Source organism: Streptomyces sp. NPDC001100 (assembly GCF_053598575.1).
This window is the reverse complement of the sequence record NZ_JBSFKO010000023.1, coordinates 35,771-51,815: the sequence shown is the minus strand read 5'-3', so window position 1 is coordinate 51,815 and position 16,045 is coordinate 35,771. Positions and strand designations below refer to the sequence as shown.

The 16,045-nt window shown below is 71.0% G+C and carries 16 protein-coding genes; 7 read left to right on the top strand and 9 right to left on the bottom strand.

The window, feature by feature from the left end:
- Positions 1-43 precede the first annotated feature (43 nt).
- The 3 genes from ACWDEW_RS29690 to ACWDEW_RS29680 all read left to right on the top strand — a co-directional run bounded on the left by ACWDEW_RS29690 (position 44) and on the right by ACWDEW_RS29680 (position 1,877).
- Entirely contained in the window at positions 44-709 is a 666-nt protein-coding gene (locus tag ACWDEW_RS29690; RefSeq protein WP_450516596.1) for a TetR/AcrR family transcriptional regulator, read from the top strand.
- Positions 710-815: 106 nt separating this feature from the next.
- Complete coding sequence (locus tag ACWDEW_RS29685) at positions 816-1,505, top strand: hypothetical protein (protein ID WP_450516594.1); 690 nt, start codon at positions 816-818, stop codon at positions 1,503-1,505.
- Between the two features lie 27 nt (positions 1,506-1,532).
- Positions 1,533-1,877 (top strand): hypothetical protein, encoded by a 345-nt coding sequence (locus tag ACWDEW_RS29680; protein ID WP_450516757.1) that lies wholly within the window; start codon positions 1,533-1,535, stop codon positions 1,875-1,877.
- 33 nt (positions 1,878-1,910) lie between these two features.
- On the opposite strand, the gene ACWDEW_RS29675 is transcribed toward ACWDEW_RS29680, so the two are convergent.
- The 4 genes from ACWDEW_RS29675 to ACWDEW_RS29660 all read right to left on the bottom strand — a co-directional run bounded on the left by ACWDEW_RS29675 (position 1,911) and on the right by ACWDEW_RS29660 (position 6,073).
- Positions 1,911-2,432, bottom strand: a complete 522-nt coding sequence (locus tag ACWDEW_RS29675; RefSeq protein WP_450516592.1) for a MarR family winged helix-turn-helix transcriptional regulator — start codon at positions 2,430-2,432, stop codon at positions 1,911-1,913.
- A 109-nt stretch (positions 2,433-2,541) separates the two neighbouring features.
- On the bottom strand, positions 2,542-3,228 hold the full coding sequence (locus ACWDEW_RS29670) for a carboxylesterase family protein (protein WP_450516590.1): 687 nt from the start codon (positions 3,226-3,228) through the stop codon (positions 2,542-2,544).
- Positions 3,229-3,732: 504 nt separating this feature from the next.
- The gene (locus ACWDEW_RS29665; RefSeq protein WP_450516588.1) at positions 3,733-4,467 is read right to left on the bottom strand and encodes a polysaccharide deacetylase family protein; all 735 of its coding nucleotides are present in this window, start codon (positions 4,465-4,467) and stop codon (positions 3,733-3,735) included.
- 118 nt (positions 4,468-4,585) lie between these two features.
- Positions 4,586-6,073, bottom strand: a complete 1,488-nt coding sequence (locus ACWDEW_RS29660; protein WP_450516586.1) for a glycosyltransferase — start codon at positions 6,071-6,073, stop codon at positions 4,586-4,588.
- 205 nt (positions 6,074-6,278) lie between these two features.
- Here ACWDEW_RS29660 and ACWDEW_RS29655 point away from each other — a divergent pair, with 205 nt between their 5' ends.
- The 3 genes from ACWDEW_RS29655 to ACWDEW_RS29645 all read left to right on the top strand — a co-directional run bounded on the left by ACWDEW_RS29655 (position 6,279) and on the right by ACWDEW_RS29645 (position 8,892).
- A complete protein-coding gene (locus ACWDEW_RS29655) occupies positions 6,279-6,704 on the top strand; it encodes a BlaI/MecI/CopY family transcriptional regulator (protein ID WP_450516584.1) in 426 nt (141 codons plus the stop codon).
- Between the two features lie 4 nt (positions 6,705-6,708).
- Positions 6,709-7,716 carry a M56 family metallopeptidase gene (locus tag ACWDEW_RS29650; RefSeq protein ID WP_450516582.1) on the top strand — a complete coding sequence of 336 codons (1,008 nt, stop codon included), beginning with the start codon at positions 6,709-6,711 and terminating at the stop codon, positions 7,714-7,716.
- 240 nt (positions 7,717-7,956) lie between these two features.
- On the top strand, positions 7,957-8,892 hold the full coding sequence (locus ACWDEW_RS29645; RefSeq protein ID WP_450516580.1) for an alpha/beta hydrolase fold domain-containing protein: 936 nt from the start codon (positions 7,957-7,959) through the stop codon (positions 8,890-8,892).
- 68 nt (positions 8,893-8,960) lie between these two features.
- On the opposite strand, the gene ACWDEW_RS29640 is transcribed toward ACWDEW_RS29645, so the two are convergent.
- From ACWDEW_RS29640 to ACWDEW_RS29620, 5 genes are all read right to left on the bottom strand, one after another.
- A complete protein-coding gene (locus tag ACWDEW_RS29640; protein ID WP_450516578.1) occupies positions 8,961-10,040 on the bottom strand; it encodes an Ldh family oxidoreductase in 1,080 nt (359 codons plus the stop codon).
- 21 nt (positions 10,041-10,061) lie between these two features.
- Entirely contained in the window at positions 10,062-11,771 is a 1,710-nt protein-coding gene (locus ACWDEW_RS29635) for a thiamine pyrophosphate-dependent enzyme (RefSeq protein WP_450516576.1), read from the bottom strand.
- A gap of 13 nt (positions 11,772-11,784) precedes the next feature.
- On the bottom strand, positions 11,785-12,645 hold the full coding sequence (locus ACWDEW_RS29630; RefSeq protein WP_450516574.1) for an amidohydrolase family protein: 861 nt from the start codon (positions 12,643-12,645) through the stop codon (positions 11,785-11,787).
- Between the two features lie 121 nt (positions 12,646-12,766).
- Positions 12,767-13,975 (bottom strand): L-2-hydroxyglutarate oxidase, encoded by a 1,209-nt coding sequence (lhgO, locus tag ACWDEW_RS29625; protein WP_450516572.1) that lies wholly within the window; start codon positions 13,973-13,975, stop codon positions 12,767-12,769.
- Positions 13,976-14,008: 33 nt separating this feature from the next.
- On the bottom strand, positions 14,009-15,457 hold the full coding sequence (locus ACWDEW_RS29620) for an aldehyde dehydrogenase family protein (RefSeq protein WP_450516570.1): 1,449 nt from the start codon (positions 15,455-15,457) through the stop codon (positions 14,009-14,011).
- A 257-nt stretch (positions 15,458-15,714) separates the two neighbouring features.
- Here ACWDEW_RS29620 and ACWDEW_RS29615 point away from each other — a divergent pair, with 257 nt between their 5' ends.
- Positions 15,715-16,002: a putative quinol monooxygenase gene (locus ACWDEW_RS29615; RefSeq protein WP_450516568.1), complete on the top strand. Its 288-nt coding sequence runs from the start codon at positions 15,715-15,717 to the stop codon at positions 16,000-16,002.
- The last annotated feature ends 43 nt before the right edge of the window (positions 16,003-16,045 follow it).

The following is a 16,045-nucleotide window of genomic DNA, read 5'->3' as shown; positions in this document are numbered from 1 at the left end:
GGAAGCCGGAGTGTTACCGCTGAAGTGGAGTATCGTTCTTCATGTGACAGCTGTCCCCGAAGAACAACCAGCCTGGCGCCAGCGTGCCGTTGAGCGTTCCACTCGTGCCGCCAAGCTCCGCGCCGAACAACGTGTGCAGCGCTTCCTGGACGCGGCGCAGGAACTGATCGCGGAGAAGCGGACGACGGACTTCACCGTCCAGGAGGTCGTGGACCGCTCCAAACAGTCACTGCGCAGCTTCTACCAGCACTTCGACGGCAAGCACGAGCTGCTGCTCGCCCTGTTCGAGGACGCGTTGTCCAAGTCCGCCGCCGAGATCCGTGAGACCGCCGGCGCCCAGTCGGATCCGCTCCAGGCGCTGCGGCTCGCGGTGGAGATGCTCTTCGAGCAGTCGCTCTCCAACCCCGGTGCGGAGCGTCCGCTGTTCAGCGACTTCGCGCTGCAACTCCTCGTGAAGCACCCCTCGCAGGTGGCGACCGCTCATCTCCCCCTGCTCACGGTGTTCACGGAGCTGGTGGAACAGGCGGAGGACGCCGGCGCGATTCCCGCCGGGAAACCCCGCCGTCAGGCCTCGATCCTGATGCAGACGGTCATGTTCGTCGCACAGGGCAACGGCGTTCCGGCCGGCAGCCATGCCGCGGCGGTCAGCGCCGAGGAGGTCTGGCAGTTCTGCCTCGGCGGCCTCTCGGGCGTCCCCGTACGCAATTGACGGCCCTTCGGACGCAACTGACGGTTGTGCATGCAGAGTTGATTCGTAATCTACGCTCTCCGTAGCAGAGAGTACAGTTCTCGCCCACCGGAACGGGAGGTGGGCGATGACCGAGCCGCTACGGCATGGAGTACAGCGCTACCGGGTCGTGCAGTGGGCCACGGGGAACATCGGTGCCCGCACGATGCGTGCCGTACTGGAGCATCCGAAGCTGACCCTGGCCGGCGTGTATGTCCACACGCCGGCCAAGTCGGGCCTGGACGCGGGTGAGTTGAGCGGCGGGGAGTTCGGCACGACCGGGATCCTCGCCACGCACGACATCGACGAGATCCTGGCGCTCGACGCCGACTGCGTCCTCTACACCCCGCACGCCTGCGACTTCGACGAGGTGTGCACGCTGCTCTCCTCAGGCGTGAACGTCGTGTCGACGCGGGGCGAGTTCCATCACGCGCCCAGCCTCGACCCGGTCGTGCGGAAGCGGATCGAGGACGCGTGCGCGGAGGGCGGGACCTCCGTGCACAGCACAGGCAGCAGCCCCGGGTTCATCACCGAGGCGCTGCCGATCGTCCTCACCTCGATCCAGCGGCGCCTCGACGCGCTGACGATCGACGAGTTCGCGGATCTCTCGCAACGGGACTCCCCCGGGCTGCTGTTCGAGGTGATGAGCTTCGGGCAGCCCCCCGCCGCATTCGGCGAACAGCGGCTGACCGGGCTGCGCGACAGCTTCGGCCCGTCGCTGCGCCTGCTGGCCGAGACGCTCGGGACACCGCTGGATTCGGTGGAGGCGACAGGCTAGGTCGCGCTCGCCCGGCGCACGACCGCGATCGCGGCGGGCACCCTGGCTCAAGGGACGGTGGCCGCGCAGCGGATCACGGTTTCCGGTCTGCGCGAAGACCGCCCCCTGCTTCGGTTCCGCGCCAACTGGTACTGCACCACCGACCTCGCCCCCGCCTGGGACCTGCGCGATACCGGCTGGCATGTGACGGTCGACGGAGATGCGCCGCTCGACATCGACCTGCGCTTCTCTGTTTCCCTCGACCGGATGGCCGCGATGTCCCCCTCCTACACCGCGAACCGCGCGGTCAACGCCGTGCCCTTCGTCTGTGCGGCGGCCCCCGGAATCCGCACCACGGCCGACCTGCCGCAGATCGTGGCCGACCTCGGTTGAGGCCGGCGCGATCCCCGCCCGTGGTCAAGCCACTCAGGCGGTGGTCGCCGGTGCGGCGGCCTCCGGCTCGCTCTCCTCGTCGATCGCGTGGTTCAGGAAGTCGTCGACCATGCGATGGAACAGCGTGGCCAGTTGCTGGAGCTCGTCCGTCGACCACCCGGAGAGGGCCATCTGCATTCCGCGCGCACCGGCGTCCCGGACACTGGCGACGGCCTTCTCGCCGGCCTCGGTCAGCTCGATCCGCTGGGCGCGGCGGTCGTCGGGGTCGGGCACGCGGGTGACGTAGCCGGACTTCTGCAGCTGCTGCACCGTACGGGTCACATGCGAGGCCTCGACGCCGAGGCGGTTCGCCAGCTCCCCGGGGCGCAGCGGCTCGGAGTCGGCGACCTGCCGCAGCAACGCCACCGCCGCACGGTCCAGTGGCACACCGGCGAGGGCCATGAGCCGGTCGTGCTGACGGGCGCGCGTACTCAGGTAGGTGATCCGAGTGAGAGCTCGCTCGATCTCGGTCACCTCCGGAGAGGCGGGGGCGGTAGGGACCGGTGGTGTGGACATGAGACCCACTTTACCATATTGTTGCGTAACTCAAGTAAGTTACGGCGTGCGTTTACCCCGTATACGGCGGAGAGAGTACGTCACCCGCCGACCGCCATCGACACCGACGTCACCAGCGCTTCTGGCTCGCGAAGAATCGCCCGAAGAAGTCCACCTTGGCCGCGTCCGCCAGGGCGAGCGAGCCGAAGCGGTCACCGAGTTCCATAGTGATCGGAAAGCGGAGGTTCACCTCGGGCCAGTGGGTGAGGCCATGGCCGTTGGGGTCGCCGTGAGTCGCGAAGTTCACCACGTAGTCGGACAGGGTGTCGGCGACCGTACGGTCCGCGTCGGTCCAGGGCAGGTTCGTGGCGTAGAGGTTGTCGAAGACGTAGTTGATCTCCGAACCGTGGTAGGCGCCACGGGAGTTGGGACCAGTCGCCGTCGGCGGGACGTGCTCCCAGTAGTACGTGAACACCGGGCTCTTGGCGGTCTTCGCCCACTCGGCCGCCCACAGGTTCGCGGAGACGCGCGAGCCCTCGCGGGCGGAGGCGTTGCGATCCTGGGCCGCCTCCGTGTCGGTGGTGGCGGGGTAGAGCGTCAGGAACTCGTCGGCGAGGGTGCCGTATTCCTTCTCCGCGGTGGCGAGGTAGTCGGCGAGATTCACGGTGGGGCTCGGGGAGGCGCCGTTCTCGTCCTTGTTGCCGCCGGCAAGTACCGGTACGTCGTTCAAGTGGCCGCCCGCCAGGGCCTGTTCGTACGTCCACGGCTTGACCCAGCCGTCGAGGACCGGGCGGAACTCCGGCGGGTTGCCGTTCACCGGCCCGCTGACCCATGGTGTCGTTGGCGTTCTGACCCACCATCAACTTGTCGCTCGCCACGGCCCGGAGAGCGTCGAGCAAGGTGGCGCCGAGTGCGGCGGCGTACGCGGCGCCCTGGCTCTCGGCCGTCTCCAGAGTGCGGTACGACGCTGCCAGCGCCGCGATTTCGGGGTCGCCGGTGGAGCGGGCGCCGGCGCTCTCGGAGATCGCGCCCTGGAACAGGCCCTTGGCGGACACGGTGACGCCCGAGACGAGGGACGCCACGCCGGACACCCGGCCGGTGTCGATCCGGAGCGGGCCGGTCAACGGGGTCGCGGAGCTGTCGCCGTCCGCCGTGTGGGCGTCGGTCGCGGTGCCGGCGAGGGCGGCCGTCGCGGCTGCGGTCAGCGTCCCGTTGAGGAAGGTCCGGCGGTTCATGGCGTTCGAAAGCACCGGGGGCCCTTGGTCTAGGTACTTGCGAACGTAAATTCCGCCGACCGGGAACGCCAACAATATTGTCAACTTCAGCGCGGATCCACAGCGTGCTCCCGGAGGGGGCCCACGGACAGCCCGCGCATCGCGCAGGTGTCGAGAATGCGGGGCACCGCGCCGAGGGTGGCGCGCCAGGAGCCGGGAGCTGAGGTGCAGTCGGAGTCGTGCAGGAGGATCGTGCCGCCGCCGCGCAGGTCCGCGGTGACCGTCCGGTGGACCGACTCCGGTGTGGCACGCGCCCGCCAGTCCTCGCCCCAGGCCGTCCACAGCACCGGGGTGAGGTCGAGGCGGTGGGCCGCGAGGTGGGCGGCGGTCGACATCACGCCGTAGGGCGGGCGGAAGAGCCGTGGTGTGCGGCCGGTGAGGTCGCCGACCGTGTCGCGGGCGCGGGCCAGGTCGTCGAGCGTGGCACGCGGGCCGCGCAGCAGGAGGGGGCGGTGGAGCCAGCCGTGGACGGCGATCTCGTGTCCTGCGGCGGCGATCTCGCGGACCAGGCCGGGGGCTCGTACCGCCTGGTCGCCGAGGAGGAAGAAGGTGGCGCGGACCCGGCGGTCGTCGAGCAGGCGCAGGAACAGGGGGGTGGAGAGCGGGTCCGGTCCGTCGTCGAAGGTGAGCGCCACGTGGTCGGGTCGGCCGCGGCCGGAGAGGCGGGGCATGACGCGGTTGCGGAGGGGACCGTAGGTGGACAGGACGGGGGCTGCGTACGCGGCGGCGGCGAGCAGGGGCAGTGCGGGGAGCGTGGTGCGGAGGAGGCGGGCGGCGGTCATGTGTGGCGTCCCGTGGCGGGGCTTGTCGCGTGGCCCGTTGCGGACGCCCTGCGCGCGGTGGCGGGGTCGAGGTCGGGCGGCGCGAGACGAGCGGTCGCGGAAAGAAGGCGTACGACTGTCACGAGCGGTCTCCCTTCGCATGGCCCTCGTGAGCCGTGTGGAGTTCGTGGTGTCCGTCGCCCGGGTCGTCGAAGTCGAGACTCTTGCCTATGGCGTGTATCAGGCCCGAGCCGCCGTCGGTCGTGGCGACCGCCGTGCCGACCGCGCCCGCCCAGACCGCGCAGGCCAGGGCGGTGGTGGTCGCGAGCCGCAGGGCTGTCGGACGGACCGGCCGGGTCCGGCGGACGGTGGTCGGGGTGACGGGTCCGGCGCCGGCGCGGCAGACCCGTACGGTCTCGGCGGCGGGGCCCCGGTCGGCGCCCGTCGCCTGCTCGTCGTGTGCGGCGTCCTTCCCGGGACCCCGATCCGGTCCCCCGCCCGCGAACAGCGCGAGCCCGGCCTCCCGTTGCAGCAGCCCGCGCGGGCCGTCGATCAACTCGGCCAGTACGTGCTTGAGTTGGGCCGGGTCCCGGATCCACGCGGCGACGCCCGCCTGGTCCAGGGCGGACGCGTTGGTGAGTCCGTGGCCGGGTATGCAGCCGTAGCTGGCGACGGGCAGGCCCGCGGCGAAGGCCTCCAGGGATGTCAGTCCGCCGGCGTTCTGGACCAGGACGTCGGCGGCGTGCATCAGGCCGGGCATGTCGTCGACCCAGCCGTGGACGTGCTCGATGCCGTCCGCACGGAGCTGTTCGGCCAGCTCCTCGTTGCGGCCGCAGACCACGACCGGTACGGCCGCGCCGCAGTCGCGCAGTTCGCGGGCGACCTGCCGTACCGGGCCCACGCCCCAGGAACCGGCGACCAGCAGGGCTAGCGGGGCGTTCGCGGGCAGGCCGAAGCGGGTGCGGGCCGCGGTGCGTTCCGCGGCGTTGACGGGGTGGAAGCGCGGGTCGGCGACCGGGCCGCACACCCGGACGTCGTGTGCGCCGGCGGCTCTGGCCTGGGCGGCGGGCACGGCGTGCAGCGCGAGGTGGACGTCGACGCCGTCGGCCACCCACAGCGGGTGGACGGAGAAGTCGGTGAGGTAGGTGAGGACGGGCACGGTCAGTCGGCCGGCGAGCCGGAGGCTGCCCAGGACCCGGCTCGCGCCCGGGTAGGTCGAGACGACGGCGCCTGTGTCGGCGGGCAGGGCGCGCAGCAGTCTCCCCTCGGCGGAGCGCAGCAACGCGCGTGCGACAGGGCCGCCGCCTCCGGCGCGTTCGGTGCTGCTGTAGATCCGCTGGTAGAGCCAGGGAGTCCGGACGAGCATGCGGTGGTAGCCGTCCCGGACGAGCCGGCCGAGCCGGGCGGGCAGCACGTCCAGCAGGTCGAGCCGGTCGACCGCGAGTCCGGCCGCGGCCAGGCGCCGTTCCAGCTCGGCGGCGGCGCCGTCGTGACCGGCTCCGACGCTCGCCGAGACGATCACGATCCGCTCGGCCGCCGACGGACGGCTGGGCGGGGTCGTCCGCCGGGGGCGCAGGGTGGCGACCGCGAGGGCACGCAGATGCACCGTACTTCCGAGGTGGGGCATGGGCTTCTTCCTCCGCAGGTGGAGTGGAGCGGCGAAACTCTACAACATGTAGTAGGTAAGGTCGTACAAGATGTAGTAGATCGCGATCGCAAAACCCCGCCTGCCTCCCGACCAGCACTTCGAGCCCCTGACGCACTTCCTACAGGCCGTAGTAGGTCGGCGGGTAGGCTGGGACGTCGAGCGGTGGAAGGCGGTGGGGTGAACAGTGCACGACCGGAAGAGCGACGAACCCGGCGCGACGTCCGGCAGGCGGGCGCGCGGCGAACTGGAGAGCGGTGTTCTCGCCGCGCTCTACGGGGCCTCCGAGCCGCTGACCGCCCGCCAGGTCAGGGACGGACTGCCGGGAGAGCTGGCCTACACCACCGTGCTGACGATCCTGTCGCGCCTGTACGACAAGGGAATGCTCGTCCGGCACCGCGCGGGCCGCGGGTACGCGTACGCACCCGCCCGGGACGAGGCGACGCACACGGCGGAGCGAATGCGTTCCCTGCTGGAGCACGGCGCCGACCGCGAGGCGGTCCTCACCCGCTTCGTCTCCGAACTCTCCGAGGAGGACGAGCAGTTGCTGCAGCGACTGCTCTCCGGGCACGACGGGCCGCAGCACTCCGGCCGCGCCGACGAAGGACCGTGAGCCGGTGCTGATCAGTGTCTACGTCCCCCTTCTGATCACCACGGTGATCGCTGTGTTCGCGCCTCGCGCGGCCCCTCTACTGGCCCCGCGCACGGCCGCCTGGTCACTGGCCTCCGCCGCACTGGTGGCGTCGCTCGGCTGGCTCGGCTCCCTGGGACTGCTGGCGTTCGCGGGCCTTGCGCAGATCCCCGAGGTCGCCCAGGAGGGGCAGTGGTCGGTCGCCGCCGTACGCGCCTCCGATCCCGTCTACCTCACGGTCGCCGGCGCCGCCGCGCTCGCCCTCCTCGCGTCGGTCGCGGGTCTCGCCGTCGCCGCCACACGTCAGCTGCGGCATCTGCGCTGGGCCCGCCGCGAGTGCCAACAGCTGCCCGGCGACACGGAGTTGGCCGTCCTCGACATGCCGTCGCCGGAGGCCTTCGCGCTGCCGGGGAAGCCGGGGCGGATCGTGGTGTCCCGCGGGATGCTGCGCTGTCTGGGCGATCGCGAGCGCGAGGCGCTGCTCGCGCACGAGCGGGCCCATCTGCACGGTCGGCACCATCTCTTCCAGACTCTCTGGCGGCTCTCGGCCGCCGTGAATCCGCTGCTACGGCCGCTGTCGGCGGCCGGCGGCTTCGTACTGGAGCGCTGGGCCGACGAGGAGGCCGCTGTGCGGGTGGGCGATCGTGCGGTCGTCGCCCGTGCCGTGGGCCGGGCGGCGCTCGCCACCTCGGCGAACCGTTCGCGCCCGGCGCTGGCCGCGACCGGCGGGGCGGTGCCGCAGCGGGTGCGGGCGCTGCTTGCGCCTCCTCCCCGGCGCCGGGCGCTGCCGTTCGTCGCGGGCGCGGCGCTGCTGGTGATGTGCTGCGGGAGCCTGGCCGATGCCGCGACCGACAGCGAGCAGATGATCGAGACGGCACAGCACGCGGCGTGCGAGACGGCTCGGGCGGCGGCCACGGCGGCGGCTGCCGCGGTCCCGCCGCACGGGCCCTGCTGTGAACACAGGCGCCTGGACGGGCCCGCGCGACACCACTGACCGACGGGCGCCCCACCCCGGGGGTAAGGGCGGGAAAGTGTGACAGTGACACGAGCAGTGACACACTTTTCCCAGACACCCACCCCACCCCCAGCCGCCCCGTCAACAGCGTCGATCACAACATCCGCCCGGAATGCACCCGTGTTATCGTCGCCCCAACCATCGCCAGGAATCCTGTCGATCGATCCCGGGCGGTCGGAGCGCACTCCCCCGTCGCGCGCACTCCATGAATGGAGCGGTATGTCTGTTCTGGCCCGGCCGACGGTGGCCGCCTTCGCCGCCAAGTCCCTGCAGCGCCTCTCCCTGATGGCGGACCGCCGCCCGAGCGGGCGCGGCTCCGCCGCCGCCTCGCACCAGCGGTTCCCGCAATTCCCGCGCAACACAAGGGAGTTGACCATCCCGACCTCGGTCGCCCCGGCGCGCGCCACGGTGTATCTGCCGGCCGGCGAGGGCCCGCCTCCGCCGGTGCACGTGAACTTCCACGGCGGTGGGTACGTCGTGCCGCTGACCGAACTCGACGACCCGCTGTGCCGTTTCCTCGCGGCGGAGGCAGGTGTCGTAGTGATCAACGTCGACTACGTCGTCGCGCCGCAGCACCCGTTCCCCGCGCCTCCCCGGCAGGCCTTCGAGGTGGTCCGGTGGATCGTGGAGCACGGCGCCGAACAGGGCTGGGACGGCGATCGGCTCACCATCGGCGGGCAGAGCGCCGGGGGTGGACTCGCGGCGGCGGTGGCCCGGCAGGCGCTGGAGGAGGGCGGCCCCTCGATCGCGCTCCAGGTGCTGCACTATCCGCCGCTGGACCTGGCGACCAGTGCGAAGGACAAGCGGGCCGCCATCGCCAAGCCGATGCTGCGCCCCTGGATGGCCGAGGTCTTCGACACCTCCTACGTCCCGGATCCCAAGGTGCGCGCCGACCGGTTGGTGTCGCCCGCCCATCCGTCGGACACTGCGGACCTCAAGGGCATCGCCCCGGCGCTGGTCGTCACGGCGGAGTACGACCTGCTGAAGGCCGAAGGCGTGCGCTATGCCGACCGGTTGCGCACGGCGGGCGCCCTGGTGGATCACGTCGACGTCACCGGAGCCGACCACGGCTACGACGGCACGGACGACGAACGCGCGCTGGAGACCTACTCGCTGATCGCCCGCCAGGTACGGCAAGTCGTGGGAACCAGCTGAACTCCCCTCAAAAACAACGCACTTCGCCGACCGTCACTCTCCAGGACGGTCGGCGAAGTGCCGCTGGGTCACGCCGAAGGCACCGGCTCCGGCGGGGTGAGGCCGAACTTCCCTGCGGCCTCGGTCAGTTCACGCCACACCTTGGGCGCGACGGGGATGCCCTTCGCCCGGCGCCCCTCGGCGACCGCAGCACTGCGCTCGCCGGGATAGAAGACTCCCTCGGCACCGTCCGCGGGCGGCAGTTGCTTGAGGGTGGCCAGCGTCGCGTCGACCGCCTCGGTGAAGGCGGCCGGGTCACCGAAGGCCGCCGGGTCCAGGGCGATGAGCAGCGCGTTCTGGCGGTGCTTGCGGCCCTGCGGGTCGTCCGAGTGGAACGCGGCGAAGATCGGTGCGCCGACCAGCACACTGGTGAGCAGCTCGAAGGCCAGGGACATCCCGGAGCCCTTGGCACCGCCCAACGGCAGTGGCATGACGGCCAGTTCGGGATCGGTGGTCGGGGTGCCGTCGGCGGTGGCCGCCGCGCCCTCGGGCAGCGGGGTGCCGCTCGCCTTCGCCTGGCGGATCTTGCCCAGGGCGATGGTGGCGGTCGCCATGTCGAGCAGCAGCGGAGCATGCGCCGAGGCCGGTACGGCGATGGCGAGCGGGCTGGTGGCCACGGCTGCGCCCTTGACGCCGGTGTAGCCCATGTTGGGCATGCCGGCGACGTAGCCGATGCCGACGAGCCCCTGCTCGGCGATCTTCGACACGTAGTAGCCGATGGCGCCGGTGTGCACGGTGCGGCGGACCCCGACAGCGGCGACGCCGCTGATTCGGGCCCGGGTCACCGCCTCGTCGGCGGCGGCGCTGAGGGCGACCGGGCCGGGGGCGCGGTCGGCGTCCAGGACGGCGGCGGCCGGGGCGGTGGACTCGAGCTTGAGGTCGGCGTCGGCGTTGGCCACGCCCTTGGCGAGCAGTTCCAGGTAGGCGGGGACGCGGGCGATGCCGTGGGAGTCGACGCCGCGCAGCGCGGCCCACACGAACACGGCGGCGGTGGTGCGCGCCTGCTCGGCGTTCAGGCCGCCCTTCTCCAGGAGGGCGGCGGAGAAGGTGCTCAGGTCGTCGGCGGCGACAAGGACCTTGCCCGGCTTGGGCGTTGCGGTGTCGGACATGGTGGCGGGTGCCTTCCTGGTTCAGCGGGTGACGAGTACGTCGACGACGGCGGTGGTGCCCTCCGCCACGGCCTTGAGCGCACGCTCCAGCGCTGGCGCGAGGGCCTCGGGCGCGTCGACCGTCTCGGTGTGCATCCCGAACGGCTCGGCGAACGCGGCGAGCCGGGGCAGCCGGTGCAGATCGGTGCCGAGCCACTCGCCGGTGTCGGCGGCGGCGCCCTTGGGGTAGAACCTGCGGTGGTTGAGGTTCATCGACTTGTAGACGCGGTTGTTGAACACCACGATCAGCAGCGGGAGTTCGTAGGCGTTCGAGGCGTCGTACGACTGGATGACCGGGTTGTAGGTGAACGCGCCGTCGCCGATGGTGAGCACCACCGGGCGTTCCTGGGCGGCGAGTTTGACGCCCAGCGCGACCGCGATGCCCTGGCCGAGGCCGCCCTGGACGTAGAAGTACGCGTCGGGGTCGGCGGTTTGGACATGGCGCTTGACCACGCGGCTGTGGGTGATGGTCTCGTCGACGACGATCCCGTCCCTGCCCTCCAACAGCTTGCGCAGGGTCGCGGCGACGAGCACCGGGTCGATGCCCTCGGCGCCGGCGGCCTCCGTCTCGGCCTGGGTGATCGCCGTCTGCTCGGCCGCGAAGCGGGCCTCCTGTGCGGCCCTGCGCTCCGCCACGGCGGCCTCGTCGAGATCCTTCGCCCGCTTGGCCAACTGGCGCAGGGTGTTGGCGACGTTGCCTTCCAAGTACTTGTCGGCGAAAAGGACTTGGTAGACGACGTGCGGGCGCTGGGGCACCTCGTCGATGACGACGATCGTCGCCTTCGAGGGACGGCGCGAGGGCGGATAGAAGGGGGCGCGGCAGTTGACGAGAAGGATCAGGTCCGCCTCGTCCATCCACGGGCCGATGTCGCTGCCGGCGTGCAGCGGGTGGGTGCGCGGGAAGTTGCCGCACACCGCCGAGTCGGGCTCGACGACGGGGATGTTCCACGCCTCGGCGAAGGCGAGGAGCGCCTCGAAGCCGCCCGCCTCGCGCCCCGCCGTCTCCGTGACGATGACGGGATTCGAAGCCTCACGGATCAACTGGGCTACCGGGTCGACCTCTTCGGGCGAACTGTGCGTGGAGCCGGGCGGCACGATCGGCTTGGCCTCACGGCCGTCCCACTCCTCCAGGAGGATCTCCAGCGGGACGTTGAGGTACGCCGGTCCCGCCGGGGCACGCCAGGCCAGTTCCGCCGCGCGCGTCACCATCGTAGGAAGGGTGTGGACGCTGGCGGCCTCGTTGGACCACTTGGTGAAGGGCTGGGCGATCTGGTGCGGGCCGCCCACGACGGACAGGTTGCGGTACCACTGGCCGCCCGGGTCCTGGCCGGGGCCGTCGCCGTACGTGGTGGACTCCGAGGAGCTGACCACCATCGGGACGCCCGCGAGCAGCGCCCCGTGCACGGCCATCGAGCCCTGGAGCAGACCGGGGGCCGCGTGCAGGAGCACGCCCTGCGGCCGGCGCCTGATGAGGCCGTAGCCGGTGGCCATGCCGACGGCGACGGTCTCGTGGGTCAGGTCCAGGTACTGCGGGCAGGGCAGTCCGTCACGGTGGCGGCGGGCCAGGGACTCCCAGACCGGGGCCCACTCGGAGCCCGACGAACAGAAGATGTAGTCGGCGCCGACGGCGTTGAAGGCGGTAACGAGAGCATCGCCGCCGTCGGCACCCGGAGTGTTGGTGGTGTCGGTCATCTCTCGTGCTTCCTCAGCCCTCGATCGGCCAGTTCAGGACCTCGGAGATACCGCGGCCCATGATCCATTCAAGCTCCTCGGGCGTGAAGTCCCAGTGCTTGGTGAACTGCTCGATCGTGTCGGTGTAGGTGATGCCGTGCCCGAGCAGCCTCGTGATGTCGGTGCCGTAGAAGCAGCGCTGCGGGCCCATCTTGTCGACCATCTCGCGCACGTACTTCTGGATGTTGTTGTTCGGGAAGGGCTGCGTGGAGTAGCCGGGGAGCGCCGAGACCTTCACGTAGATGTTCGGGTGCGCGGCCAGGTCGGCGGTCTCCGAGACCCAGTATCCGATCGCGTCGTCGACGCAGCGGGCCATGATGCCCATGTGGTCGATGATGATCTTCAGCTCGGGGTGCTTGGCGGCGATCTCGCCCAACTCCCGCTTCCAGATGGGCGCGTGGACCATCGTGGGGATACGCAGCTCCTCGGCGATCGGCCAGTACCAGTCGTTGGTGCCGTCGATCATCCAGTTGCGGTCCTGTGGCCGGTGGAAGGTGAGGCGGGTGCCCTTCACGTGCGGGTTCTGCGCGAAGTCCTTCAGCATCGCCTTGCCCTCTTCGGGCTTGTTCTGCGGGATGCGCGCCATGATGCCGAAGCGGTCGGGGTGTGCCCCGCAGGCCTCCAGGGCGTAGTCGATACGGTCGCCCTCCCAGGACGGCGGCAGGATCAGGGCCCGGTTGACGCCGGCCTCGTCCATCAGCTCCAGGGCCTCCTCGTAGGAGAAGGGATCCTCGCGGTGTCCGTTGAGGCGGATGCGCTCCCGCGCTCCCGGGACCCAGGGGCGGTCCGGGCTCTCTTCCTTCCAGATGTGGATCTGCGTGTCGACAACGAACATGTCCGGAACTCTTTCTCTCGAAGGTCTTTACGGAAGGAACGCTAGGCGGGCGACGGACCCTTGCCGAGCTCTGGGAGTGCAAGCAGTAGTTGCGCGAAACACCGCTGTACGCAGGGCATTCTCAGTTTGCGGACGTGGTGTCGAACACGGCCCCGACGATGTGCTCGGCGATCGCCATGGAGGCCGTGGCGGCCGGCGAGGGCGCGTTGCGGACGGCGGTGATCCGGCCGACCCGATGGATGCGGAAGTCGTCCACGAGCGTGCCGTCGGGATCCAGTGCCTGAGCCCGGACGCCCGCCCCGCCGCGTACGACGTCGGAGACGCCGACACCGGGGACGTAGAGCTTCGCGTCCTTCATGAAGGCCGCCGCGGACAGCGAACCGCGGTACTCCTTGATGCCGGTCCGCCAGTGCTGGGCGGCCATCCGCCAGGAGCCGGGGTAGGCGGCGAGTCCGGCGAGGTCCTTCAGGGAGATGCGGCCGAGCTTGTAGCCCTCCCTGGCCAGGGCGAGGACGGCGTTCGGGCCGACCTCGACGCTGCCGTCGACCCGCGGGGTGAAGTGCACGCCCAGGAAGGGGTAACGGGGGTCCGGCACCGGGTAGACGAGCCCGCGCACCAGGTGGGTGCGGTCCGGCTTGAGGAGCATGTACTCGCCCCGGAACGGGATGATCTTCGGCGCCTTCTTGTCCTGCGCGAGCTTCGCCACGGCGTCGGAGTGCAGCCCCGCGCAGAGGATCAGCCGGTCGACCCGCACGTGCTCCTCGCCCGACGCGACCTCGACACCGCCCGGCACAGTGGCGATGGACGTGACCGGGAAACCGAGCCGCACCTCTCCCCCGGAGGCCTCGATGTCCTTGGCGAACTCCCGCGCGATCGCCGGGTAGTCGGTGGTCGCGGTGCGCGGGGAGTGCAGGGCCGCGATACCTCCCACATGCGGCTCCAGCTCCTTGATCTCCGCCCGGGAGATCTTGCGGAGCTCGGGCACGTGGTTGTTGCGGGCCCGCTCGTACAGGTTCTCCATCCGGCCCAGTTCGTCCGGCCGTACGGCCACGACGAGCTTGCCGATCTCCTCGTACGGCAGCCCCCGGTCCTGGCAGTACTCGCGCAGGATCGACACGCCCCGGACGCACAGGTCGGCCTTGAGGCTGCCCGGCGCGTAGTAGATGCCGGCGTGCACGACACCGGAGTTGTGGCCGGTCTGGTGGACGGCGACCTCGTGTTCCTTCTCCAGTACCACGACCCGGGTGCCGGGGCGGCGCAGGGCGATCTCGCGGGCGGTGGCCAGGCCCACGATGCCCGCGCCGACGATGCCGATCGTCTCGTCAGCCATCGGCATCCTCCTCTCTCCGTGCTGCTCGCCCGCTCATGCGCCGATGTGGACGGCGACGGTCTTGACCCGGGTGGAAAAGCGCAGGACCTCGTCGCCCTGCTCCTTGTAGCCGGTGCCGGAGTCGTGGAAGCCGCCGAAGGGCAGGTGCACGTCCCAGCCAGGGGTCGTCGCGTTGACTGCGACCTGCCCGCACTCGGCGTCGTCGGCGAAGCGGTACGCGGAGGCGAGGTCACGGGTGAACACGGCGGCGGCCAGGCCGAATGGGGAGTCGTTCACCGCGTCCACGGCCTGCGCGAAGTCGTCCACGGCACGGACGGCGAGGACCGGGCCGAAGACCTCCTCGCGCCAGATCGCCGTCTCCGCGGTGACATCGGCGAGCACGGTCGGCTGCACGAAGCAGCCGTGCGCGTGCTCGCCCTCGGTGTCCGCCGCGCCTCCGGTGAGGACGGTGGCGCCCTGCTCGACGGCCCCCTTGAGATGGGCGAGGACACTGTCGCGCTGCTTCGGGCTGGACAGCGGGCACAACGTGGTCGCCGGGTCGCTCCCCGGGCCGACCTTCAGCGCCTCGACCTCGGCGACCAGCAGCCGGGTGAACTCCTCGTACACCGGCCGCTCGACGATCACGCGGCTGGTGGCGGTGCAGCGCTGCCCGGCCTGGCCGAAGGAGGCGGCCACGACGGTCTTCGCGGCGAACGGCAGGTCGGCGTCCGCCAGGACCACCGAGGCGTTCTTGCCGCCGAGTTCGCCCTGGAAGCGGACGTTGCGGTCGGCGAGGCGGCGGCGGATGCGGCCTCCGACCTCGTTCGAGCCGGTGAAGGTGATGCCGACGATGCGCGGGTCGTCGAGGAGTGCCTCCTCGATCTCGGCCGTACGGCCTGTGACCACGTTCAGAACTCCGGCCGGCAGTCCGGCGTCGTGCAGGGCGCGGGCGAAGTGCAGTCCCGACAACGGTGTCTCGGTGGCCGGCTTGAACACGGCCGCGTTGCCGGTGGCGAGCAGCGGGGCGAGCTTGCGGGCCGGGGTGATCAGCGGGTCGTTCCAGGGGCTGATCACGAGGATCACCCCGATCGGCTCGCGCTGGGTGTGCACGCGGGTGTCGGGGCGGGAGTCGTGCAGGAGGGTGCCGTAGCCCTGGCGGGCCAGGCCCGCGTAGTAGTCGAGGAAGTCGGCGGCCTTGAGGGTCTCGCCGCGGGCCTCGGCGCCGGTCTTGCCGTTCTCGGCGGTGACGTCGGCCGCGATCTCGTCGACCCGCTCACGGATCAGCCTGGCCGCATCCGTGAAGATCCTGGCCCGCTCGAAGGGGCTGGTGCGCTTCCATACGGCGAAGCCGCGCTCGGCCTGGTCGTAGGCGCGGGTGACGTCCTTGGCGGCGAGGGCGGGGATGCGCGCGAGGGGAGTGCGGACATCGGCGGGGTTCTGTACCTCGATCCACTCGCCGGTCGTCACCCACTCTCCACCGGAGAGGGTTTCCAGGCTTCGCATGAAGATCACTTCCTTCGTCCGCCGCGGTGCGGGTCCGCGGTCTGCACAGTCGGCGGCCGCAGTGGGCCGAATGCGACAACACACCATGTCAGGGCGGTGCCACCAGTCCCGCGGAGGCAGGCATTGCTTGCGCCGCGCGCAGGTCGGCGGAGGGTTGATCCGTGCTGGAATCGGCAGGCCGGACGGCATGTGCCACGCCGCCGGGAGCCGAGGATCCGCCGCGGATCGACCGAGGATTCGATGAGGAGAGACACGACATGGCCTACGCAGTCATCGCCCGCTACTTCTGCGAGCCCGCCGACGAGGCCACGGTGCGCGCCGCGTTGCTGAAGGTGCGCGAGCAGACCCGTGCCGAGCCGGGGAACCTGGCGTACGAGGTGCACGCCGAGGCGGAGGTGCCCGGGAGTTTCGTGCTGTACGAGCAGTACGCCGACCGGGCCGGTTTCGAGGCGCACAAGGCGGCCGGCCACTTCGACGAGCTGATCGTGCGGACGATCTGGCCGCTGCTCACCGACCGCAGGGTGACCTTCGCCGAGGTTCTCTGACGGATCCCGCCGGGAAGCGCGTCGCAGCGCTTCCCGGCTCGCC

What these genes read in the sequence shown, in the direction of transcription:
- ACWDEW_RS29685 (WP_450516594.1), top strand. Translation starts at nt 816, where the DNA reads ATGACCGAGCCGCTACGGCATGGAGTACAGCGCTACCGGGTCGTGCAG.
- ACWDEW_RS29675 (WP_450516592.1), bottom strand. Translation starts at nt 2,432, where the DNA reads ATGTCCACACCACCGGTCCCTACCGCCCCCGCCTCTCCGGAGGTGACC.
- ACWDEW_RS29665 (WP_450516588.1), bottom strand. Translation starts at nt 4,467, where the DNA reads ATGACCGCCGCCCGCCTCCTCCGCACCACGCTCCCCGCACTGCCCCTG.
- ACWDEW_RS29660 (WP_450516586.1), bottom strand. Translation starts at nt 6,073, where the DNA reads ATGCCCCACCTCGGAAGTACGGTGCATCTGCGTGCCCTCGCGGTCGCC.
- ACWDEW_RS29645 (WP_450516580.1), top strand. Translation starts at nt 7,957, where the DNA reads ATGTCTGTTCTGGCCCGGCCGACGGTGGCCGCCTTCGCCGCCAAGTCC.
- ACWDEW_RS29640 (WP_450516578.1), bottom strand. Translation starts at nt 10,040, where the DNA reads ATGTCCGACACCGCAACGCCCAAGCCGGGCAAGGTCCTTGTCGCCGCC.
- ACWDEW_RS29635 (WP_450516576.1), bottom strand. Translation starts at nt 11,771, where the DNA reads ATGACCGACACCACCAACACTCCGGGTGCCGACGGCGGCGATGCTCTC.
- ACWDEW_RS29630 (WP_450516574.1), bottom strand. Translation starts at nt 12,645, where the DNA reads ATGTTCGTTGTCGACACGCAGATCCACATCTGGAAGGAAGAGAGCCCG.
- lhgO (WP_450516572.1), bottom strand. Translation starts at nt 13,975, where the DNA reads ATGGCTGACGAGACGATCGGCATCGTCGGCGCGGGCATCGTGGGCCTG.
- ACWDEW_RS29620 (WP_450516570.1), bottom strand. Translation starts at nt 15,457, where the DNA reads ATGCGAAGCCTGGAAACCCTCTCCGGTGGAGAGTGGGTGACGACCGGC.
- ACWDEW_RS29615 (WP_450516568.1), top strand. Translation starts at nt 15,715, where the DNA reads ATGGCCTACGCAGTCATCGCCCGCTACTTCTGCGAGCCCGCCGACGAG.